Consider the following 21,874-nt stretch of genomic DNA (forward strand, 5'->3'; position numbering starts at 1 on the left):
GCGAAGAGCCCGGAACCCAGAACCGATGTGGCGAAGGAAGGGAAGACGAACTGGCAGCGCCCTGACGGAACGTCTGTCGGTTCTGGGTTCCGGGCTCAGGCCTTAGGCCTGCCCCGGAATGACCGCGCGTTTCCGCCGGGAATCGGCGCCGATCTATACGCCCTTTTTCGCCGCCACCGCCGTGATCTCGATGTCGTGGCCGGGCGAGGCGAGCTTGGCCTCGACGGTCGCGCGCGCCGGTGCCGTGCCGGCCGGCACCCAGGCGTCCCAGACGGCATTCATCTCGGCGATCCTGGAGATGTCGGTCAGGAAGATCTGGACGCTGAGGATGCGGCTCTTGTCGCTGCCGGCGGCCTCCAGCGTCTCCTCCAGCAGCGCCAGGACTTCGGCTGTCTGCTCGCCCAGCGGGCGGCCTTCGGTCTTTTCGGCGACATGGCCGGCGAGGAAGACGATGCCGTTAAAGATCGCGGCATCGCACCAGCGCTGCGTCACTCCGATGCGTTCGATGGTCATGATGGTTGTCCTGGACTGGAGTCGGGGCGCGGCTCGGCGCGCATGGCCCCTCCTAGCCGAGGCGCGGCAGCCCGTCAGCCGCCGATGATGACCGTGCTCAGCCCCATCGTGATCTTGTTGGGCGGCCCCACCGCCTCGATGATGGTGTCGCCGACGCGGCAGGCTGAGAGATTGTTGATCAGCACCGTCTGAGAGCCGTCGACGACGACGCCGGGCCCGTGTGGCGGAGCCGGGAGAAGCGTCAGACAATTGTGGATGTCGGCACCGCCGGCCGCGCCCGTGATCATCGCGCCCATGCTGGCGGCGGCGGCTGCCTTCGTCGTCTCCTCCGCGGCCTTGGCGGCCGGCGCGCCCGGCGTGCCGGCGGCCGCCAGCGTCGCGGCCTCGGCGGTGGCGATCGTCGCATCGGACACCTGCCGGGCTGACTGGATCGCGGCCGCCGCCACGGCCGAGACGCCGCGCCAGGCCGGCAGCCCGCCGATCAGCACATTGGGGCTTCCCGGACCGGGCTGGAGCACGCCCGGCAGCGGATGCAGCACGAGATCGAGAATGCGGGCGGCGGGGCCGGTCGGCATCGGGGGTCCTCCTCGCCGGGCGGTCCCGGCCGGCTCTGGATACGACTCTGCTGGACTGGCCTCAAACGCGCAACCGCGCATCCTTCAAGTCAATGACGGCAGGCCGTTCCCGAGGCCCTAGCATTCGCTTGGTGACGCTTGTTGGCGACCTGTATAAGGTCTTCGGCATGCCTTTGAGTGAGCGAGAGCCGGATGTCGTGGTACAGCAAGGTCGTCTGGTCGGAAGGGCTGTTTCTAAGGCCTCATCACTTCCAGCAGAACGACCGGTATCTTGAGAACCTGCTGGAAAACCGCGTTCGGCACGTCACCCCTTACCCATGGGGCTTCTCGGTGCTGGAGATCGACCGCGACCTCGCCCAGCAGAGCCGGATCGGGCTGCGCCGCGCCGTCGGCGTGATGCCTGACGGCACGCCTTTCGCGCTGCCGGACAATAGCCCCCTGCCCGCCGCCATCGAGGTGCCGGAGAACGCCGCAGGCCAGATCGTCTGGCTGTCGCTGCCCCTGGCCTCGCCCAACACGCGCGAGGTCGAGGACGCGCCGACCGGCAGCGCCAGCCGCTATGTCCCGTCGACCGAGATGCTGATCGATTCGACCGCCCCGTTGCGGATCGAGGAGGAGATCGACGTCGCCCATCCGCGCCTGACGCTGGAGCTGCGCAAGACGGCGAAGGCCGGCTATGTCGGGCTGGCGCTGGGCCGCATTCTCGAGGTGCGCGACCGCGCCGTCCTCTTCGACGAGAAATTCGCCCCGCCCGTCCTCGTCTGCTCGGCCTATCCGGTGATCGAGGGCTGGCTCGACCGGGTGATCGGCTGGATCGACAACAAGCTCGAAGAACTCGCCCGCTACGCCGCCGATCCGACGGCGGGCGGCGGCCTGCAGAGCGCCGATTACTTCATGCTGCAGCTGCTGAACCGGCAGATCCCGCAGCTGCGCCATCTGCGCCAGTCTCGCTACGTCCACCCCGAGCGGCTGTTCGAGACCTTCCTGGGTCTGGCCGGCGAGCTTGCCACCTTCACCACCGCCGAGCGCCGTGCCCGCGACTACCCGGCCTATGACCATGACGATCTGGAGGCCTGCTTCACGCCGCTGGTGCGCGACATCCAGGACTTCCTGTCCGCCAATCTCGGCCGCCGGGCGATCCGTCTCGAGATCACCGAGCGCGCCCCCAACGCCTTCATGTCGACGATCCGCGACCGCAGCCTCGTGCGCAACGCGACGCTGGTTCTGGAGGTCGCGGCACGCCGCCCGCTGACCGAGATCCAGGCGCAGTTCCCGCAGCTCTTCAAGGTCGGCCCCAACACCAAGATGAACGAGATCGTCCATGCCCATCTGCCGGGCATCAGCCTCGTCCATCTGCCGACCCCGCCGCCGCAGATCCGTGCGCTGACCGACCACGTCTATTTCTATCTCGACCGGACCTCGCCGCTCTGGCCGGAATTCTCGACCGCGAGTTCGATCGGAATGCATTTCTCCGGTGACTGGCCCGACCTCGAACTGGAGCTCTGGGCCGTGCTCGAGGGCCGGCGATGAGCGATCCCGGTTCGCCGTCCGATCCGTTCGGCCGTTCCGACCGGACCATCATCAGGCCGAACCCGGCCGGACGCCGCGCTCCGTTGCCCTCACGCCCGGCGCAGGCCGCGCCCGCGCCCTATGCCCCCCCTGCCGCCGCCTCGCCCGGCGTGCCCGGCGGCAGCGATGACTGGATCTCGGCCACCCCGGCTCCGCCGCGGCCGGCACCGCCCCCCGGCCCCGTGGGCGGCCCCCTGCCCGGCCGGGACCAGCTCCTGACGCCCAACGCCAACCCGCTGCTGCGGGCCGCGGGCCCCCTCCTGCTCCTGCTCGGCCGGCTGCGCTCGCAGCTCAGCAGCGCCCCGCTGACGCAGCTGCTCGGCCAGGTCACCGAGACGATCGAGGCCTTCGAGCATGAGGTCCGCGCCGCGGGCGCCTCGGCCGATCAGACGCGCGTCGCGAAATACGTCCTCTGCGCGGCGGCCGACGACATCGTCCAGAACATCCCCGGCGAGGACCGGCATGTCTGGACGCAGTACAGCATGCTCTCGAAATTCTTCGGCGAGCGTGTCGGCGGCGTGCGCTTCTTCGAGGAACTCGACCGCGCCAAGGCCGACCCGTCGGTCAATTACGACCTGCTCGAACTGATGCATGCCTGCCTGGCGCTGGGCTTCCAGGGCATCCACCGCACCTCCGCCGGCGGCGCCGCCAATCTCCAGATGATCCAGCGCAACCTCTTCGAGACGCTGCGCCGGGTGAAGCAGCCCGACCCCGAGCTGTCGCCGCGCTGGCGCGGCCAGGCCGTCGCCTCGCAGGTGGCGCGCTTCAGAGTTCCGGTCTGGTCGGTCGCGGCGCTCGCCGGCGTCGCCGTGCTCGGGCTCTATCTCGTCTTCCGCGCCCTGCTCGGCGGCAATGCCGAGGCGGCCGCCTCGGCATTGCTCACGGTCCACCCGAAGGGCGAACTCGGCCTCGTCCGCAAGGTGTTCTCGGCTCCCCCGCCGCCGCTGCCGCCGCCCCCGGTGCCACCCAAGGTCTGCGGCGCCGTGCAGCCGCCGATCGTCTGCCAGGTCACGCCGAACGTCATCATCGTCCGCCTCGTGGACATCACCCTGTTCGAGCCCGGCCAGGCCGCCGTGCGCGCCGAGTTCAAGCCCCTGATCGAGCGCATCGCGAGCGTGCTGGAAACTGAGGGCGGCGCGGTCAAGGTCGTCGGCCACACCGACAACGTTCCGATCCGCACGGCCCGCTTCGCCTCCAACCTGCAGCTCTCCCAGGCCCGCGCCAAGGCGGTCGGCGACCTGCTGCAGACCAAGCTGAGCAAGCCGGACCGCATCAGCGTCGAGGGCAAGGGTGCCGACGCGCCGATCGCCGACAATGCCAGCCGCGAAGGGCGTGCCAAGAACCGGCGCGTCGAGATCGTGATCCAGCGGCAGAGCTGAGGGAGGGCGAAGCATGAACCTCGCCACCTGGCTCCGGATCGCCGCCATCATCGTCGGGACGCTGGCGCTCGGCCTGCTCGTCTGGTTCGGCGCGCCCTTCGTCGCGATCGGCGAGATCAGGCCCTTCGACTCCGTCTGGGTCCGGCTGCCGATCGTCGCGCTGCTCGCGCTCGGCGCACTCGCCTGGATCGCGCTCATCGTCATCCGCCGACGGCGCGCCACCGCCGCCCTGACCGAGGCGCTGGAACAGCAGCAGGAGGCGACCGGCGACGGCGCTGCCCTCTCCGCCGCGATGCGCGACGCGCTCGCGACGCTGCGCCGCGCCCGCGGCAAGGAGGGCGGCGACTATCTCTACGACCTGCCCTGGTACGTCATCATCGGCCCGCCCGGCGCCGGCAAGACGACGGCCCTGGTCAATTCCGGGCTGAAGTTCCCGCTCGCCCGGGGCGGCGCGGCGCCGGCCGCCATCGCCGGTGTCGGCGGCACGCGCTATTGCGACTGGTGGTTCGCCGAGGATGCGGTGCTGATCGACACCGCCGGCCGCTACACCACGCAGGACACCGACAGCAGGGCCGAGAAGGCGAGCTGGCTTGCCTTCCTCGACCTGCTCAAGACCAACCGGCCGCGCCAGCCGATCAACGGCGTGCTGGTCGCGATCAGCGTCGAGGATCTGCTGACGGCCTCGCCCGAGGAGATCGCCGCTCATGCCGATGCGATCCGCAACCGCCTGCTCGAACTGAACGAGCGGCTGAAGGTCGATTTCCCGGTCTATGCGATCTTCACCAAGGCCGACCTGATCGCGGGCTTCAACGAGTTCTTCGGCGCGCTCTCGGAGCCGCAGCGCCGCATGGTCTGGGGCCACACCTTCCAGACCGCCGACAAGACCCGCAACATGATCGGCGACGTCGCGCCCGAATACGACGCGCTGGTCGCGCGGCTGAACGAGCGCCTCCCCGACAGGCTGCAGGACGAGGCCAACCCGACCGCCCGCGCCCAGATCTTCGGCTTCCCGAGCCAGATGGCGACGCTGAAGCGTTCGATCACCGACTTCCTCGGCCGCGTCTTCGAGCCGACGCGCTATCACGCCAATGCCACGCTGCGCGGCTTCTATTTCACCTCCGGCACGCAGGAGGGCACGCCGATCGACCAGCTGATCGGCGCGCTCTCGCGCAATTTCGGCAGCAGCCACGCCAGCGCCGGCGCCTATTCCGGCCGCGGCAAGAGCTATTTCCTGACCGACCTGATCCAGAAGGTCATCATCGGCGAGGCCGGCTGGGTCTCGACCGATCTCGGCGCGGCCCGCCGCGCGACCCTGCTCCGCGCGGCCGGTTTCGCCACGGTCGCGCTGGTGTCGCTCGCCGCGCTCGGCCTCTGGTGGACGAGCTTTTCGCGCAACAGCGACCTCATCACCGCCACCAATTACGGCCTGTCCGACTATCGCGCCAGCGCCGCGCCGGTGCTGCAGGAGACGACGATCTCCGAGCGCAATTTCAGCCGCGTCCTGCCGCTGCTGCACAAGCTGCGCCACCTGCCGACGGGCTATGCGACCCGCGAGGAGCCCACGCCGGTGGCCGCCACCTTCGGCCTGAGCCAGCGCGACCGGCTGCAGAATGCGGCCGAGCTGACCTATCAGCAGGCGCTGGAGCGGATGCTGCGCTCGCGCATCATCTTCCGGCTGGAGGAGCAGCTCGAGGCCAACCAGGCCAATCCCGGCTTCGTCTACGAGGCGCTCAAGGTCTACATGATGGTCGGCGGCCAGGCGAAGCTGGACCGCGACCTCGTCATCGCCTGGATGCGGCTCGACTGGGCCGAAAACCTCTTCCCCGGCGCCGCCAACGCCAAGGGCCGCGAGGCGCTGGAGGAGCATCTGGTCGCGATGCTCGATCTCGACGACGGCGAGGCCGAGCCGCTGGTCAAGCTCAACCAGTCGCTGATCGAGAACAGCCAGCGCACGCTGCGTCGCCTCAGCATCGCGGAACGCGCCTACGAACTGCTACGGACGCAGGCCCGCTCCCAGAGCCAGAAGGACTGGGTCGCCGCACGGCGCGGCGGATCGGATGTGCGGCTGGCCTTCGAGGGCGTCGGCGGCGAGGATCTCGACGCGATCCGCGTGCCCTATTTCTACACCTATGACGGCTTCCAGCACGCCTTCGTCGACCGCCTCGGCGACATCGGCGACCGCATCGAGAAGGAGCGCTGGGTGCTGGGCGAGAATGTCGACCAGCAGGCGATCGTCTCGCAATACGCCACCCTCTTCCAGGACCTGCTCAAGCTCTACAGCCGCGATTTCGTCGCCTCCTGGCAGCGCACGCTCGCCCGGCTGAAGCTGCGCCCGCTCAACGCCGACAAGCCGCAATATGTCGCGCTCAGTGCGATGGCGGCGCCGACCTCGCCCTTCAAGCAGATCCTCGAATCCGTCCGCGACGAGACGCAGCTGACCAAGGAGCGCGCCTCGGCGAAGAAGGCGGCCGCCCAGGCCGCGACCGCAGCGCTGGAGAAGCGGGCCAGCGACGCCCTGAGCCGGCTCGGCACCAACCTCCCGCTCAGCGCACCGGGCGTCGAGCGCGTGCTGGGAGCCGGCGGGAACGAGGCGCTCGGCGCCGATATCGAGGCGCAGTTCAAGCCGTTCCATGTCCTGGTCGAGGGCGATCTCGGCCGGCGGCCGGTCGACCAGCTCCTGCAGGTCCTGTCCGAGATCAACCAGAACCTCGCCATCGCCGCGACGAACCCGGCCCAGGCGGCGGCGGCCAATGCCGCGCTGGTGCCGCTGATCGCGACGCTGCGCGCCAATTCCTCGCGCTATCCGGCGCCCTTCGGCGCGATGGTCGTCTCGGCCGTCAACGACTTCGAGGGCGATGCCACCGGCGCGACCGTCGCCCTGCTGCGCCAGGCGCTGGCCGATCAGGTCAGCCGCGTCTGCACGGAGATCCTGACCAACCGCTACCCCTTCGTGAAAGGCAGCACGCGCGACGTGCCGCTGGCCGATTTCGCCCGCCTCTTCGCGCCCGGCGGCATCATGGACAAGTTCTACAAGGAGCGGCTCGAACCCTATGTCGACAGCTCCAAGGCGCAATGGAGCTGGCGCGCCGACAGCCGCGTCGCCCGCTCGCTCTCGGCGACGACCTTGCGCGAGTTCCAGCGCGCCAGCGAGATCCGGGAAGCCTTCTTCCCGACCGGCGGCAACCTGCCCTCGTTCCAGATGATCGTGGTGCCGACCGCCCTCTCCGCCGACGCCGCCAATGCGAAGCTCGAGATCAACGGCTTCACCGTGACCAGCCAGCAGGGCGTCAACACGCCCGCTCCCGTCATGTGGCCGGGCGCCGGTGTCGGCCGCACCGCGATCACGCTGACGCTGGGCGGGGCGAGCGGCGGCGGCGTCTTCGGCGGCGGCTTCTTCTCCTCGGGGCCGAGCGCGCCCTCCGGCGAGGTCAAGCTGTTCGAGCGCGACGGCGTCTGGTCCTTCTTCCGCCTGCTCGACACCGGCTCGGTGCTGCGCCAGGGCGACAATGTCGGGCTGACGTTGGCGGCGGGCGGGCGCCAGGTCGGCTACCAGTTCGGCGTCGGCTCGCTCAAGAATCCGCTGATCCTGCCTGCTCTGCGGGAGATCCGCTGCCCGTCGGGGATCTGAGGCGATGAGCTGTGGCCTGTTCGGGAAGCTGCCGGCCAAGCGCGACTTCATCGCGGTCAATGCGCCGGCCACCTTCCTGAAGGTCTATGAGAGTTGGCTCCAGGGCGGACTGACCGCGAGCCGCCTCTCCCTCGCCGGCGGCTGGCAGGAGGCCTTTCTCAACGCCCCGATCTGGCGTTTCTGGCTCGGCCAGGGTCTCTGCGGACAGGCCGTCGCGGGGGCCTTCATGCCCTCCGTCGACGGCGTCGGCCGCTATTTCCCGCTGACCGTCTTCGCGCTGGCTGAGCCCGGCGGCGCGATCCCGCATCCCGAGCTCGATCCGCAGGACGCCTGGTATGCGGGAATCGAGGATTTCCTGCTCGAGGCGCTCGATCCGGGGGCGAGCTTCGAGGCGGTCTCGGAGCGCCTGGCGCGGCTGGCCGTCCCCAACGACGCGCTGCTCGCGCCGCCGCCCGAGGAGATGCTGCGCCTCCCGGACGGCACCATCGTCACCGCTCTGGACAGCGCCGGTTTCCCGGCCCGGCTGGCCGCGCTGCGCGTCGAGGATCACGCCCGCGCCTATGCCCATGCGACCTGCTTCTGGACCGTCGGCGGCGAGAATTTCGAACCGCTCGCGCTGGTCGGGCACGGCTTGCCCGACCCCCATCTCTTCGCCGGCCTGCTGACGGGCCGTTTCGACACGTTCCTCGAACCGGGGCGGGCCGCGTCATGAGCGATCTCGGACAGAACGATCTCGGCCGCACGGCGCTTCCCTTCGAGACCGGCGCGGTCAGCCATGTCGGGCGGGTCCGCAGCGCCAACGAGGACAATCTCGTCGTGCGGCCGGAATTCGGCATCTGGGCCGTCGCCGACGGCATGGGCGGCCACGAGAACGGCGCGCTCGCCAGCGCCACCGTCGCCGCCGCGATCGAGAACATCGGCCCGACCGGATCGGCGCCGGATCTGCTGGCGCGGCTGGAGGCCGCTGTCCTGCAGGCCAATGCGGAGATTCGCCGGCGCATCGCCGAGGGCAATGGCGCGCCCATGGGCTCGACGCTGGCGGTTCTGCTGGTCCATGACCGCCATTTCGCCTGCGTCTGGTGCGGCGACAGCCGGATCTATCTCGTCCGCGCCGGCCAGATCCTGCAATTGTCGCGCGATCACACCGAGGTTCAGGACCTGGTCGAGCGGGGCGTGCTGACTCCGGCCGAAGCGAAGGTCTCGCCGCGGCGCCACGTCATCACCCGCGCGATCGGCGTCCACGAGCAGCCGGAGCTCGACCTCGACAGCGGCGAGATCGAGGATGGCGACGTCTTCTTGCTCTGCTCGGACGGGCTGACCGAGCATGTCGCGGAGGACGAAATCCTGGCGACGGTCGAGGAGAGGGGCGCCCAGCAGGCCTGCAATGCGCTGCTGCAGCTCACGCTCCAGCGCGGCGCGCGCGACAATGTCACGGTGATCGTCATGCGCTATACCCGCAGGGAGAACCGGACGACGCGGTGGATGCCCAATATGCGGATGCAGGAAACCGACACGCCATGAGCGACTCCGAGCGCACCGTCTTCGCTCCCCGGGCCGGCGCCGTCTCCGTCGGGACCACGCTGAACGGCATCTACGAGGTCGAGCGGCTGATCGCGGTCGGCGGCATGGGCGAGGTCTACAAGGGCCGCGCGATCCAGACCGGCGATGCGGTGGCGATCAAGATGATCCGCCCCGAACTGGCGCGTGACGAGGCGGCGCTCGCCCTTTTCCGGCGCGAGGCGGCTGCCCTGCACAACCTCTATAACGAGGCCATCGTCCGCTATTACGTCTTCACCATCGATCCGGGCACGCAGTCGCCCTATCTGGCGATGGAGTTCGTCGACGGCCAGCCGCTGTCGGAGCGCATCAAGGAAGCGCCGCTGAGTGTCGACGAGGTCGACCTCCTGCGCCGGCGCATCGCGCCCGGCCTCCATGCCGCCCATCTGCTCGGCATCGTCCATCGCGACGTCTCGCCGGACAACATCATCCTGCCCGGCGGCAGCATCGCCCGCGCCAAGATCATCGATTTCGGCATCGCGCGCTCCAGCCTTCTCGGCGAAGGCACGGTCATCGGCTCGGGCTTCGCCGGGAAATACAACTACGTCTCGCCGGAGCAGCTCGGGCTCTTCGGCGGCGACGTCACCGGCCGCTCCGACATGTACAGCTTCGCGCTCGTCCTGGCCGAGGCGCTCGCCGGCAAGCCGCTCGATATGGGCGGCAGCCAGGTCCAGATCCTCGACAAGCGCCGCAGGCTCCCGGACCTTTCGGCCATCGATGCCCGCATCCGCCCGCTTCTCGCGCGGATGCTGGCGCCCGATCCGGCCGACCGCTTCGCCGACATGTCCGAGGTCGCGGCCTGGCAGGCCCAGACCACCCCCGCCAAGGCGGCGGGCGGCGGCGGCGGTTCCTCTACCCGGCTCGTGGCTGGCATCGCCGCCCTCGCCCTGCTCGCGGGCGGCGGCTTCTATGGCTGGACGCTGCTGAACGACAAGCCGAAGCCGGGCGGCGCCCCGCCACCGGCGCTGACCGAGAACCGCAGCGAGGCCGCGGCATCCGCCCAGCCTCCCGCGCCACCTGCCACGCCGCCGGCAAACCAGCCGAAAGTGCCCGAGCTGGTCGAACCGCCGGCCGTTCCGTCTCCGGCCGTAGCCACGCCGTCGGCGCCCTCACCTGCCCTGGCCACGCCTGCGAATCCGCCACCGGCCCTGAACGAGCCAGCGAGCGGCGCCGCGGCCCAGCGGCCCCCTCAGGCGCCCGCGCAGCCGCCAACGCCGCAGCCCAATCCCCAGGTGGCGATCCAGACGCCGACACCGCCTCCGGTGAGCCCGCCCGATCCGAGGCTGCCGCAGCCGACGCCGGAGCCTGTGCGGCCTCCGGCCGTGACGGCCGCGCCGCGCGCGCCGCTGGAGCGCATCCAGAACTACATCGCGACCTATCAAGGCGGGCCTTGCGTCTTCCTCTGGCCGACGGAGCTGACCGCCACCCGCGCCGTGCTGGAGGGCTTCGGCAACGAGACCGCGCCCTTCGTCGCCTTCGACAACGCCTTCAAGGCGGCGCAGGGCTTCGAGGCGCAGATCCATCTGCGGCCGATCACGGCGGCGCAATGCCCGATGGCGGATTTCCTGCGTGCGCTGGGCGACAACATCGACCGGACCCCGCGACTCCAGATCAACGCCTTCAACATGAAGAGCGGCGATGTGCTGAGCGGCACCATCGACAATGACGGCGGCCGCAACGTCGCCGTGGTGCTGATCGGGGACGACGGCCTCGTCTACAATCTCGGCAGCTATCTGCGCCGCGACGGACGCCGCGCCACCTTCAACCTGAAGCTCGAATCGGCCGGGGGCGGCCCGCGGCCCCAGACGGTGCTGACCTTCGTCAGCGCCGCGCCGCTGCCGGCGCTCTCGGGCCCCAACCCGACGCCCTCGACGGATTTCTTCGCCAGCCTGAAGCAGGACGTGGCGCGCCAGGGCGAACCACTCGGTCTCGGCGTGCGCTATTTCCGGATCGACTGAGCGCGCGGCTCCGTCCGCTCAGTCCGCCTCGCGGTAGAGCACGCCCCACTCGTCCTGCCAGAGGCCCTGCGGATCCTCGACGACGATCGGCGCGCGGATCTCGTTGGCGAGCCGGACGGCGGCGCGGAAGGCCTCCACAGGCGGCATCGGGTCGCTGACGAAGTCGTTGACGAGATGGCCGCCCGCCAGATCCGCCGGACAGGAGATCCGCCCGCGCGTCTCGCCATCGCCCGCGCTCAGGCTGAGCGTGATCGCGTCGTCCTGCGGCTCGTCGACCTGCTCGAAACGGTTCGTCGCCATGTCCTGTCTCCCAATCCGGTTCGGGCGGGACGGGCGTCCCGTCCGTCTACTTCTTCGCCCGCTCCGCCGCCGCAGGGGCGCCCGGCCGCACGGCCTTGTAGCGGTCGAGCCTGACCTTGATCATCTCGTTGAACTTGCGGTGCACCTCCGAGACCGACAGCGTCTTGGTCTCGCCGCCGGCATCGGCATAGAAGATCGGGCGGTTGGCCTGGGCCGGCCGCGGCAGCAGATCCGCCGCCTTGACGTCGGGCTTCTCCTCCATCGTCTCGATGAAGGTCTGGGCGGCATCCGGCCCGAGGAAGTGGATCAGATAGATCTCGCCGCCGGTGAGATGGCGCCCCATCGCCTTCTCCAGCCGCAACGTGTCGCGCTTCAGCATCTCGCCCGCCAGCAGCGCCGAGAGATAGGGCTCGCGCCTGAGATCGAGGATGCGCTGGCGCTCGGCCGCATCCGCGACGAAGAACTGGCGGCCATTGCGGCCGATCAGCTTCGCCTCCGCCGCCAGCCCATGCTTCGCACCGAACTCGCTGACGACGCCGAGCCAGGTCTGCTCGATGAACTGGTAGAGTCCGGTCGCCGAGGATGTCTTCGCCTGGACCGAGGTCGAGAAGGAGGATTCCTTGTCCGCCACCGCCATCAGCAGAGTCGGATCGGCCCCCACCACCTTGCCGGCGCGCACGATCGTCTCGACCAGATGCCGCCGGATCCGGATCGGCCCGAAGGTCAGCAACTGCTCGGGGTCGCCGCCGCTCGTGATCGGCGCCTGCGGAATGCGCGAGGGCGTCCCGCCCGGAGGCCTGCCCGGCAGCGTCGGCGGCACCAGCAGGATATTGGCCGGCGGCAGCGCCAGCGGCACGACCGGGATCTCCGGCGCCGCCGCCTGCTCGCGGATCTCCGCGAGGCTGGGATCGGCCCTCAGCGCGAATTCGGTCGCCTCGCGCGCCGCCTCCAGATCGCTCTCGACCGAGGAGATGACGAGCGAGGGCCGGGCCGCCGTCTGCAGCGGCGGTGCGCTCAGGATCGCCACCATCTCCGGATCGGGCGGCGCCTCCGCCTGGCGCAGCTTCGCCAGCGCGATGGCGAGGACGGCCGCCGCGAGGCAGGCGATGCCGGCCGCGAGCGCGATCAGCGGCATCGGGCTACGGCGCGGACGCGGTGCCGGCGGCGCCGCAGCGGCGGGCGTGGGGATCGCACCGGCCGCGCCCGCCATCTCCGCCGGCGGCGCCGCCTCTCCGGCCACGCGGCGGCGCAGCGGCTCGAGCCAATCCGGCGCCTTCCCGGCCAGGGCGGAAAGATCGCCCACCAGCCGTTTCGCGGTCAGGGCCGGCACGCCGGCCTCGCGTTCGAGCACGCCGACGGCGCCCTTGGCGCCCTCCTCCGTCATCAGCCGCAGCGCGAAGAACCAGAGCTGCAGCGGGGTGCGGCGGTTGTCCAGCACCGTGCCGGCCCCAGGCTGGACCATGTAATGGCAATGCTCGCAGGCGAAGGCGCGCAGCTTCGGACGCGGCGCGAAGCGGCTGGGCCGCCCGCAGGCCGGACAGGTCATCGCGCCGGCGCCATGGCGGGCGCGCATCAGCGCCTCGAGGCAGGCCTCCTCCGGATAGGCCGCCTGGAACTGCCTGAAGCGCTCACCCATCGGCCCTCACCCGGCCGGCCTCCCGGATCGTTCGCCCTTGCCGCTGCGGCAGAGTAGAGCCGCCCCGCTTTGCCGACAATGGCACCGCGCCCGTCACGCCTGCAGCAGGCCCAGCCGGGCGACATCCCTCAGATGAACGGAAATCTCCTCCGCCGTCGCCCGCCGCGGCAGGTCGCCGACCTCGGCGCCGGACCCGTGCGCCTCGTCGAGGAAGGCGTTGAGGTCCGCCAGCAGACGCGCCTCGGCGCGCGTGCCGTCGAGCAGACAGACGAACTTACGCACGATGACGCCGTCGAGTGCGACCATGCGATGGCGCAGATCGGTGACCTCGCGTGCCGTCGTCGCCTGCCAGCGCGCCACCGGGCTGGCCAGCGGCCGCTCGGAGATGGCGGTCGTCAGCGGCGGAGGCTCCAGCCGGACATCGAGAAGCCCGGCCCGGAAGATCGCGAGCAGTGCATCCTCGAGTTTTCCGATCTGCTGCGCCTGTTCCGGACCGGCCGCGCCGCCGACATCCGCGACGGCCAGCGCGACCAGCTCGTCGAAGGCGATGCTGGCCGGCCAGGCCTCGCCGAGCCGGCGCAGGGCCGCCTTGCCCAGCGGCAGATCGACCGAGAGTCGCACGCCCTCGTCGAACATGAACTGGTCGACGCCCGGCCGGGCGTCCTCGCCCGGTTCGGCGAGGCGTGTGTTGGCGGCGAGGTGGTAGGGCTGCAATGCACCGCGCCCGATGCCACGCTTCAGCGCGACCTCCTGCCGACACAGCAGCGTTTCGCGAAAGGCCCGGCCGATCAGCAGGTCGAGCGTCTGCTCGCGCCGCACCGCCTCATCGACCGAGATGCTTGCGATCATCGCCTGGGCCGGCCCCTTTGCGGCACCGAACTGGTTCGGGAAGGACGCCTCCGCCAGGAACTGCAGCCCCTGGCGCTGCGCCGCGTCGAGCACCTCATGCAGCGCGAAGGCGCGCGCGCCGGGATTGAGATCGTCGTGATAGAGCACGTTGTCGGGCGTGTCCGCGAGCTGCCGCAGCCGCTGCCGCAACGACGCGCCATGGAAGGTCTCGGCGTCGCTCGCCTCGGCGAAGGCCGCGAGCGCGGCCCGCGCCACCCGCACGCGCTCCTCCGGCTCGTGCACGTCGCGCGTGGCGTAGAGCATGACGTCGCGCGCCAGATCGCGAAGCCGGCAGCCCGGCAGGGCATTGTAGCTCACATAGGCGATGCCGTGCGGCGTCAGCAGCCGTCCGAAGATGGCCAGGATCGCCTCGCGCACGATGTCCGGCACCCAGGAATAGACGCCATGGACGAGGATGTAGTCGAAGGTGCCGAGCTCGTCGCCGACAGCGAGGATATCGCGGTGGTGGAAAGCGATGTTGCGCAGCCCCAGTTCCTGCTGAGCGATGGTCGCCTTCGCGATCGCGCTGCCGCTGAGGTCCAGCCCGACGAAGTCGCTCTGCGGATACTGCGCCGCCATCGGCAGCAGATTGCCGCCGCGACCGCAGCCGAGTTCCAGCACGCGCATGCGCTGCGGCGACGCCGCCTCCAGCCCATGGAAATGCGCGATCGTCGCCAGCCGCGCCGGATGCGTCTGCGCGAAGGCGTGGCCGGGATAGGCGACGGCGTCATAGGGGTTGATCGCCGCGTCGTTCATGCTCGCCATCCGCCTCCGAAGACCGCCCTCGCCCCGCATCGGAGCAGCGACACGCCGACGGCGCTTCCTCCATTCGAAGGAGGCATCGCAGAGCGGCGCGAACGCGGTCTCAGCAGCCGATGACCTTGAACTCGACGCGCCGGTCGAGCGCGTCGCTGGCGTCGTCCCGGCCGGTCCCGACGAGATTGTCGCGATAGCCGCGCCCGGTCGCGATCATCCGGTCGCGCTTGTCGGGCATCCCCGTCAGCAGCAGGTCCATGATGAACTGCGCCCGGGCGACCGAGAGCCGCTCGTTGAGATGCGGCGTGCCTGTGCGGGAGGTGTGACCGACGATCTCGAGACAGGCGTTCTTCTGCCGCACCCGCGTGGCGATCTGGCTCAGCCACATCGGATAAGGCTCGATCGTCTTCGGATCGTCGATGAACTGGGTCGATCCGGGCCGGAACAGCAGCCGGACGGACAGCTGCTCGGTGCCGAGCCCGTAATCGACCAGGTCTCCGAAGGCCTCGACCGCGTCGTCGCGCCGGCCCAGCTTGCTGTTGGCGAGATAGGTGCCGACGCGAACGCGGTGCTGGTCGCCGCCGGGGAGCTTGCGCGCCGTCCGGTAGAAGGCCAGCGCCTCGCGGAAGCGCTGCGCCTCGTATTCGGTGATCCCGTCCTGGATGAGCGCGTTGGCGCCGAGCCGGTCGACATAGGCCGGATCGAGCCGCCCCCCGACCTGCGTCGCCTGGCAGGTCTTCACATAGGCATCCGTCGCCTGGTCCTTCGCCCAGACCGGCGTGTCACGGAAATAGGGCGTCGGCGTCACGTCGACATTGTCGGGCATCGCCCGCGCCACGCCCTTGGAGACGACGGTGCGCGACTTCAGATCGGCAAGGCTCAGACAGATCCGGAACACATCCGGCGGGGCCTCGTTGCCGGCCTGGCTGATGGCGGTGAACGTCCCGACCAGCACGACCGGATCGCGCGCCAGAACCTCCGTGGTGAAAGGCTGGACGACGAAGCGCGGATAGGACGCCTGGACGATCTCCGTCAGCCGCTGCTGCATGGCCCGCGTCGCGGCGGATTGCGCGCCGGAAGCGGCGTCGATCAGCGGATCGATCACCAGCTCGATCCGCTCGCCCTGGATCACCGCCTTGGAGAAGAGATCCGTCGCGGCGCGCTGCAGCGCCTCGGGGAACGGGACCGGCGCCGGCGGCGGCGTCTGGGCCGCGGCGAGACCGGTACCGCCCGCGAGGCAGACCGCCGCCAGGAGCGAGCGCAGCCATCCGGCCGGCGCAGCGCGTCGATCACTCGTCATGATGTCACCCCCGCCGATGGCCGGGATCGCTGGATCAGCGGCACAGCTGCAACTGCTCCTTGGCCTGCGGGGTCAACTCGCCGAGCTGCGCCCGCAACAGGATCTCGCTGCAGGTCGCCGCGCTGGGGCGCGTCGCTTGCGTCCGTGCGGGTTGGGCCCGCGCGCCGGTTCCGGGTGCCGCAACCGCACGTTCGGCCGGAGCGGGCTGCGCGGGCGCCGCCCCGAATGTCGAGACGACCGGCTCGGCCGGCGCCGACATCGTCAGCGTGCCCATGCGCGCCGCCATCGCCTGCTCCAGCACCCGCCGCTCGTCGGCGAGCCGCCGCTTCTCGGTTTCGAGCGAGGCCAGTTCGCGTTCGCGCCGCGTCACCTCCTCCGAGAGGCGCTGCCGCTCGGCGCGCTCCTGCGGCGCGGGGACCGGGCTCGGCCGGATCGTGCCGGCGACCGGCGTCGCGGGGCGGGTTCCGGGCGCCGAGGCGAGGTCCGGGCCACTCTCCGTCTGGCGCCGGGCGAGATCCGTCGCCGCCTGCTGGCGGACGCGCTCGGCCCGTTCGACACGCTCCAGCAGGGCACGCTCGCGCTCGGCGAATTCGCGCGCCAGCGATTCGCGCTCCTTAGCCTCTCCGGCGCGACGCTCGATCAGGTCGAGCCGCGTGCGCGCATCGATGGTGAAAAAGCTCGTCGGATAGCGCTGGATGAAGTCGTGATAGACGGCCGGGTCCTCGCTCGTGCGGATTCGCCCCCACACGTCGCTGTCGGTCTCGGAGCGGTTGAGGTAGAAGTCGCCGAGCAGCGAGAGCGACAGTTCCGGCGTCTGACGGCCATTGGTGGCGTCGTAGACGCTCTTCTGCACGCGGCGGAACAGCGTCGCCACCTCGAGCCCCGGCTGCTCGATCTCGCGCACCAGCGCCGCCGTGAAGGGGCTGTTGCGCCCGGTGCCGTCGGCCGCGACGTCGTTGGCCTGGGTGGCGTAGGCGATCACCATGCCCTGCGCCCGCGCGACCGGCGCCAGACCCGTGCCGACGGCGAAGCTGCGCGTGCCCTGCCGCCGGGCGAGCTGGGTCACGAAGGGATTGTTGCGGCAGGCGTCGAGCACCATGATCTTGACGCCCTTGGAGAAGTTCAGCGCCGTCAGCACGTCGTTCAGCCGCGTCGTTTCGTACTGGACGCCGATCTCGTCCTCCACCCGCGCCTCGACCGGCACCAGGAAGTTCTCGCCGTTGAACTGCAGGCCGTGGCCCGCATAGTAGAACATTGCGGCGTCGGCATCCTGCGCCAGCCGCGCGAACCGCGTCACCGCCTGGTCCATGCCGCGCTTGTCGAGATCGATGCCATCGACGACCTCGAAGCCGATGCGGCGCAGCGCCGCCGCCATGTCGCGCGCATCGTTGACGGTGTTCGAGAGAACCGGCGCGTTGGCATAGCTGGAATTGCCGATGACCAGCGCGACGCGGCGTTCCGTCGCCGCCGCAGCCGGCAGCGCCAGCAGCAACAGGGCGAAGCTCATAAACAGAGGCAGTCTGGCGATCAGGTTCATGCGGCCCTTCCCGGCGACAAGGTAACGGAGATGCCGCTGAAAATCCAGACGGCTCAGGCCCGCAGCCCTGTCCGCAACCGGCCCCAAACCGTTGATCAAACGGCTATTTGGCTTGCCGGAGCCCACCGGCGCTGGTAGCTTTCGCGTGCTTCGGGGGCGAAGGAGATCAGGGCTGGTGCAGAGAGTTCGGCTCGGCATCCTGTCGGCGCTGCTGATGCTGGCGGCCGCCTCCGCCGCATTCGTCCCGTCCGTCTGGGCGCAGGAGGCGGCCCGGCCGCGCAGCAAGGCACCGGCCGATGCCCGGCTGGCTTTCGTCGGAATCGCCGATGGCGCGAAGCTGCCGGGCAAGTTTCTGGTCCGTTTCGCCCTGTCGGGCATGGAAGTCGTCCCCGCCGGCCAGAACCAGCCCAATGCCGGCCATCACCACATCCTGATCGACACCGATCTGCCGCCGCTCGACCAGCCGATTCCCAGCGATTTCAACCATCTCCATCTCGGCAGCGGCCAGACCGAGATCGAGATCACGCTGCCCCCGGGGCGGCACACGCTGCAGCTTCTCTTTGCCGATCACGATCACGTGCCTCACGATCCGCCGGTGATGTCGCCGCGCATCACGGTGGAGGTGACGGAGGAGGCTGACGAGAAGCCGCGCGTTGCTTCGCCACCTGGCGCGAGGGTGTTCTTCGTCGATCTCGTCGACGGCGCCACCATCCCGACGCGCTCGATCATCCGCTTCGGCGCCGAGGGCGTGGCGCTGTCACCGGCCGGAACGCGCCATCCCAATGGCGGCCACCATCATCTGCTGATCGATACGGAGCTGCCGCCGCTCGACCGCGAGATTCCGAGCGACTTCAACCATGTCCATTTCGGCCGCGGCCAGACCGAGGCAGAGGTCACGCTGCCGCCGGGCGAGCATACACTGCAGCTTCTGATGGGCGACCACGACCACGTCCCCCATGACCCGCCGCTGATGTCGCCCCGCATCCGGGTGCGGGTCGTCGAGGGCGACCAGGTGGCCACAGCCACGCCGACGACCCGTCCGGACGGCAAGCCGGTTCTGACCCCCGCGCCCCCCGATGCCGCCGTCTACTTCATCTACCCGCGCGACGGGGACGTGATCTTCCCCAACACGACGGTCCGCTTCGGGCTGCGCAATATGGGCGTGGCCCCGGCCGGCGTCGCCAAGCCGAACACCGGCCATCACCACCTCATCGTCAACGCGCCGACGCCGCCGCTCGACGAGGCGATCCCCGCCGATCTCAACCACATCCATCTCGGCGGCGGCCAGACCGAGCGGCGCATCACCCTGCCCCGCGGCGAGCACACGCTGCAGCTGATCTTCACCGACGAGAATCATGTGCCGCATGATCCGCCCATCCTGTCGGAGCGCATCCGAGTGACGGTCGCGCCCGGCGGCAGACGCCCGGAGAAGCGGCGATGACCCCGTCACGTTTCGCCGCTCTCCTTGCCGCCTCGGTCCTGCTGGCTGCGTCCCCGGCCCTCGCCCAATCGGGCTCCGGCCGGCAGCCCGCGCCGAAGGGAGCCGAGGTCTATTTCCACTATCCGCTGGACGGGCTGCGCGTGCCGGAACGCTTCACGGTTCGCATGGGCCTGAAGGAGATGGGCCTCGCCCCCGCCGGCACCGAGTGGCCCAACACGGGCCATCACCATCTCCTGATCAACACCGAGCCCGGCCCGCCCGACCAGCCCATTCCCGCCGACTACAACAACATCCATCTCGGCAACGGCCAGAGCGAGGTGGTGGTGACGCTGCCGAAAGGCCGTCATACCCTGCAGCTTCTGCTCGGAGACCATAACCACGTGCCGCATGATCCGCCGGTGATGTCGCGCAAGATCACGATCTATGTCCGCTGAGGCGCCGGTGCGATCGGACGAGCTTCGCAGGACCATGAGGACCGGCCTCTCCTGGTGGCGCCCCCTCGCCCTGGCGGTCGGCGCGATGCTGCTGTCGGCTGGCGTCGGGCTCGCCCAGACCGGCGATGCCGGGCAGCGGCGCGTCGGCCTCGTCATCGGCAACGGCGCCTATGGTTCGGCCCCCGTGGCAGGCGCGACCGCCGATGCCAGCGCCGTGGCCGACACGCTGCGCGCGGGCGGATTCGACGTCGTCACGGCCAAAGATGCCAATGCCGCCGCGCTGCAGGATGCGATCGCCGCCTTCGGCGCGAGGCTGGGCCGGGGCGCTCAGGCCGTGGTGTTCTATGCCGGCCATGCCGTACAGCAGCGCGGCCGCAACTTCCTCGTCCCCGTCGATCCGCGCCTGCGCTCGGCCGCCGACATCGCCCGCGCGGCGGTCGATCTCGACCTCCTGCTCGATGCGCTGATCGTGGCCCGGCCCTCCAGCGCCCTCGTCGTCCTCGACGCCAGCCGCGACAATCCCTGGCAGGCGGAGATCGGCGGCGCCGGCAAAGGCCTGCTCGCCATCGACCGGATGGAGGCGATCAGCGTGATGTTCACCACGGCGCCCGGCCGCACCGTCGCCGACCGCGGCAACCCGGCCGTGGACGAATGGATCAAGGCGATCCGCACGCCAGGGCTCGACATGCAGGCCGCCCTGGCCCGCACCCGCGACGCCGTGGCGCGGCAGACCCGCCGCGCCCAGCAGATCTGGACCTCCTCCGAGCCGCCGCCCGGCCTGATCGTCACGCCGGTCGCCCGCCCGGCGCAGGTCGCCCAAAACAACCGCGCCGTCATCCCGCTGCCGCCGCCGGAGTCGCCCGCTGCCCGGCAGGACGCCTATGAGCTCGCCTTCTGGGAGTCGATCCGCTCCAGCGAGAACCCGGCTGAATACCGCGCCTATCTGAACGCTTATCCCGACGGGCGCTTCGCCGCCCTCGCCCGCACCCGCGAGCAGCAATTCTTGGCACGGCAGAACGCCTCTGCCGCGCCGCCCGCCGCCCCCCTGCCCCAGCCGGCGCCGCCTGTCGCCTCCCTGCGCGAGCCGCCGCGCGCCCCGGCCCCGCCGCCTCCGGCCGCGACCTCGGCCCGCACCGTGCGCGACTGCGACGATTGTCCGGAACTGATCGCGATCCGCCCCGGCAGCTTCGAGATGGGCGCCAACGAACTCTACGAGTTCGAGAAGCCGGTCCACACCGTGACGATCCGCGACGGCTTCCACATCGGCGTGCGCGAGGTCACCTTCGACGAATGGGACGCCTGCGTCGATCAGGGCGGCTGCAGCCACCGCCCGAACGACCGGGGGCTGGGCCGCGGCAAACGCCCGGTGACGGACATCCACTGGAACGACGCCAACGCCTATCTCGCCTGGCTCTCGGCCCGCACCGGCAAGCGCTACCGCCTGCCCAGCGAGGCGGAGTGGGAGTATGCCGCGCGCGGCGGCACGACCACGACCTATCCCTGGGGGGCGACACTGGTGAAGGAGCGCGCCAACTGCGTCGGCTGCAACGAGCCGACGCGCCGGCAGGCGGTCGAGACCGGGCAGTTTCCGCCCAACGGCTTCGGGCTCTTCGACATGGCCGGCAACGCCGCCGAATGGGTCGCCGATTGCTGGAGCGACAGCTACCGCGCCACCCCGCGCGACGGCAGCGCCTTCACAGCGCCGGGCTGCCGCGAGCGCGTGCTGCGCGGCGGCTCCTTCAACAACGATCCGCGCTATCTGCGCTCGGCCGCCCGCTTCAAATACGAGGCCGATGTGCGCTTCTTCACCAACGGCTTCCGGGTCGTCAGGGAGCCCTAGAGCCGGCCTCCCGGAACCACAGGCGCAGCGGGATTTGCTGATCGCCGCCGCAGGCGACGAAGCTGTGGCGCTCCGGCGAGAGCGTGCCGGAGAAGCGGCAGGAGGCGCCCGCCAGCGTCATCTCGGCGCTGTAGCGCTCGCCGCGCAGGGTCAGGCGGATCTGGCCGCTCTTCTCCGGTGTTTCGCCCGGCCCGCAGACGGCATTGTGCTTCATCAGCAGGGGGCCGGACAGGGCAGCCGTGCCCGAACGCCCCGCCCGCTCTTCGGAGAGGGTCGCGCTCACGTCCCATTCGCCGAGATAGCCGAACTTGCCGACGAGCTCGCGCGCCGAGGCCTCGACCCCGAAACCGATCAGGCACAGCACGGCCAGACAACCCCGGATCAAGCGCGTCACGCTCCTCTGCTCGGGATCGAAGCTAGCATGGCGACGCGATGCGGCAAGGCTGCGAGAGGCAGCGGTTGCGTCAGGCGGACGATGGGAGAAAGCTGGAGCGGGTGAAGGGAATCGAACCCTCGTATTCAGCTTGGAAGGCTGCTGCTCTACCATTGAGCTACACCCGCGC

Annotated in this window: 17 protein-coding genes and 1 tRNA gene; 9 read left to right on the forward strand and 9 right to left on the reverse strand. The window is 70.3% G+C overall.

What is annotated here, in order from left to right:
* Positions 1–153: 153 nt before the first annotated feature.
* Positions 154–513, reverse strand: a complete 360-nt coding sequence (locus AX750_RS02635) for a RidA family protein (RefSeq protein WP_066716900.1) — start codon at positions 511–513, stop codon at positions 154–156.
* 74 nt (positions 514–587) lie between these two features.
* Positions 588–1,088 carry a PAAR domain-containing protein gene (locus tag AX750_RS02640; protein ID WP_066716898.1) on the reverse strand — a complete coding sequence of 167 codons (501 nt, stop codon included), beginning with the start codon at positions 1,086–1,088 and terminating at the stop codon, positions 588–590.
* Positions 1,089–1,280: 192 nt separating this feature from the next.
* On the opposite strand from AX750_RS02640, the gene tssK reads away from it, so the two are divergent.
* Genes tssK through AX750_RS26375 form a run of 6 tightly spaced genes read left to right on the forward strand, consistent with a single transcriptional unit; the run spans position 1,281 to position 11,179 of the window.
* Positions 1,281–2,618, forward strand: coding sequence for a type VI secretion system baseplate subunit TssK (gene tssK / locus AX750_RS02645; RefSeq protein WP_066716895.1), 1,338 nt, complete (start codon positions 1,281–1,283; stop codon positions 2,616–2,618).
* Positions 2,615–4,036: a type VI secretion system protein TssL, long form gene (tssL, locus tag AX750_RS02650; RefSeq protein ID WP_066716892.1), complete on the forward strand. Its 1,422-nt coding sequence runs from the start codon at positions 2,615–2,617 to the stop codon at positions 4,034–4,036. The genes tssK and tssL overlap by 4 nt, the downstream gene beginning before the upstream one ends.
* A 13-nt stretch (positions 4,037–4,049) precedes the next feature.
* Positions 4,050–7,664 (forward strand): type VI secretion system membrane subunit TssM, encoded by a 3,615-nt coding sequence (tssM, locus tag AX750_RS02655; RefSeq protein ID WP_066716889.1) that lies wholly within the window; start codon positions 4,050–4,052, stop codon positions 7,662–7,664.
* Between the two features lie 4 nt (positions 7,665–7,668).
* The gene (gene tagF / locus AX750_RS02660) at positions 7,669–8,376 is read left to right on the forward strand and encodes a type VI secretion system-associated protein TagF (protein WP_066716886.1); all 708 of its coding nucleotides are present in this window, start codon (positions 7,669–7,671) and stop codon (positions 8,374–8,376) included.
* Positions 8,373–9,185 (forward strand): PP2C family serine/threonine-protein phosphatase, encoded by an 813-nt coding sequence (locus AX750_RS02665; protein ID WP_066716883.1) that lies wholly within the window; start codon positions 8,373–8,375, stop codon positions 9,183–9,185. Before tagF ends, AX750_RS02665 begins: the two co-directional genes overlap by 4 nt.
* A complete protein-coding gene (locus tag AX750_RS26375) occupies positions 9,182–11,179 on the forward strand; it encodes a serine/threonine-protein kinase (RefSeq protein WP_066716880.1) in 1,998 nt (665 codons plus the stop codon). The genes AX750_RS02665 and AX750_RS26375 overlap by 4 nt, the downstream gene beginning before the upstream one ends.
* 18 nt (positions 11,180–11,197) lie before the next feature.
* Here AX750_RS26375 and AX750_RS02675 read toward each other — a convergent pair whose 3' ends face one another.
* The 5 genes from AX750_RS02675 to AX750_RS02695 all read right to left on the reverse strand — a co-directional run bounded on the left by AX750_RS02675 (position 11,198) and on the right by AX750_RS02695 (position 17,596).
* Positions 11,198–11,479: a hypothetical protein gene (locus AX750_RS02675; protein ID WP_066716877.1), complete on the reverse strand. Its 282-nt coding sequence runs from the start codon at positions 11,477–11,479 to the stop codon at positions 11,198–11,200.
* 46 nt (positions 11,480–11,525) lie between these two features.
* On the reverse strand, positions 11,526–13,115 hold the full coding sequence (locus AX750_RS25310) for a transglycosylase SLT domain-containing protein (protein ID WP_066716872.1): 1,590 nt from the start codon (positions 13,113–13,115) through the stop codon (positions 11,526–11,528).
* 93 nt (positions 13,116–13,208) lie between these two features.
* Positions 13,209–14,759 carry a class I SAM-dependent methyltransferase gene (locus AX750_RS02685; RefSeq protein WP_067253486.1) on the reverse strand — a complete coding sequence of 517 codons (1,551 nt, stop codon included), beginning with the start codon at positions 14,757–14,759 and terminating at the stop codon, positions 13,209–13,211.
* 109 nt (positions 14,760–14,868) lie between these two features.
* Positions 14,869–16,059 carry an OmpA family protein gene (locus AX750_RS02690; RefSeq protein WP_082735216.1) on the reverse strand — a complete coding sequence of 397 codons (1,191 nt, stop codon included), beginning with the start codon at positions 16,057–16,059 and terminating at the stop codon, positions 14,869–14,871.
* Positions 16,060–16,093: 34 nt separating this feature from the next.
* Positions 16,094–17,596 (reverse strand): caspase family protein, encoded by a 1,503-nt coding sequence (locus AX750_RS02695; protein WP_066716866.1) that lies wholly within the window; start codon positions 17,594–17,596, stop codon positions 16,094–16,096.
* 175 nt (positions 17,597–17,771) lie between these two features.
* Between AX750_RS02695 and AX750_RS26785 the strand changes: the two genes are divergently transcribed.
* The 3 genes from AX750_RS26785 to AX750_RS02710 are packed head-to-tail and all read left to right on the forward strand — an operon-like array spanning position 17,772 to position 21,311.
* The gene (locus AX750_RS26785; protein ID WP_245282286.1) at positions 17,772–19,037 is read left to right on the forward strand and encodes a DUF4399 domain-containing protein; all 1,266 of its coding nucleotides are present in this window, start codon (positions 17,772–17,774) and stop codon (positions 19,035–19,037) included.
* On the forward strand, positions 19,034–19,471 hold the full coding sequence (locus AX750_RS02705) for a DUF4399 domain-containing protein (protein ID WP_066716863.1): 438 nt from the start codon (positions 19,034–19,036) through the stop codon (positions 19,469–19,471). Before AX750_RS26785 ends, AX750_RS02705 begins: the two co-directional genes overlap by 4 nt.
* Before the next feature lie 34 nt (positions 19,472–19,505).
* Positions 19,506–21,311, forward strand: a complete 1,806-nt coding sequence (locus AX750_RS02710; RefSeq protein WP_067253488.1) for an SUMF1/EgtB/PvdO family nonheme iron enzyme — start codon at positions 19,506–19,508, stop codon at positions 21,309–21,311.
* Here the strand turns inward: AX750_RS02710 and AX750_RS02715 are convergent.
* Both AX750_RS02715 and AX750_RS02720 read right to left on the reverse strand, forming a co-directional pair.
* Positions 21,298–21,696, reverse strand: coding sequence for a hypothetical protein (locus AX750_RS02715; RefSeq protein ID WP_156446574.1), 399 nt, complete (start codon positions 21,694–21,696; stop codon positions 21,298–21,300). The genes AX750_RS02710 and AX750_RS02715 overlap by 14 nt on opposite strands.
* A 102-nt stretch (positions 21,697–21,798) precedes the next feature.
* A tRNA-Gly gene (locus tag AX750_RS02720) sits at positions 21,799–21,872 on the reverse strand.
* Positions 21,873–21,874 lie beyond the last annotated feature (2 nt).

Source organism: Methylobacterium sp. CCH7-A2 (assembly GCF_001557075.1).
GTDB lineage: Bacteria > Pseudomonadota > Alphaproteobacteria > Rhizobiales > Beijerinckiaceae > Allobosea > Allobosea massiliensis.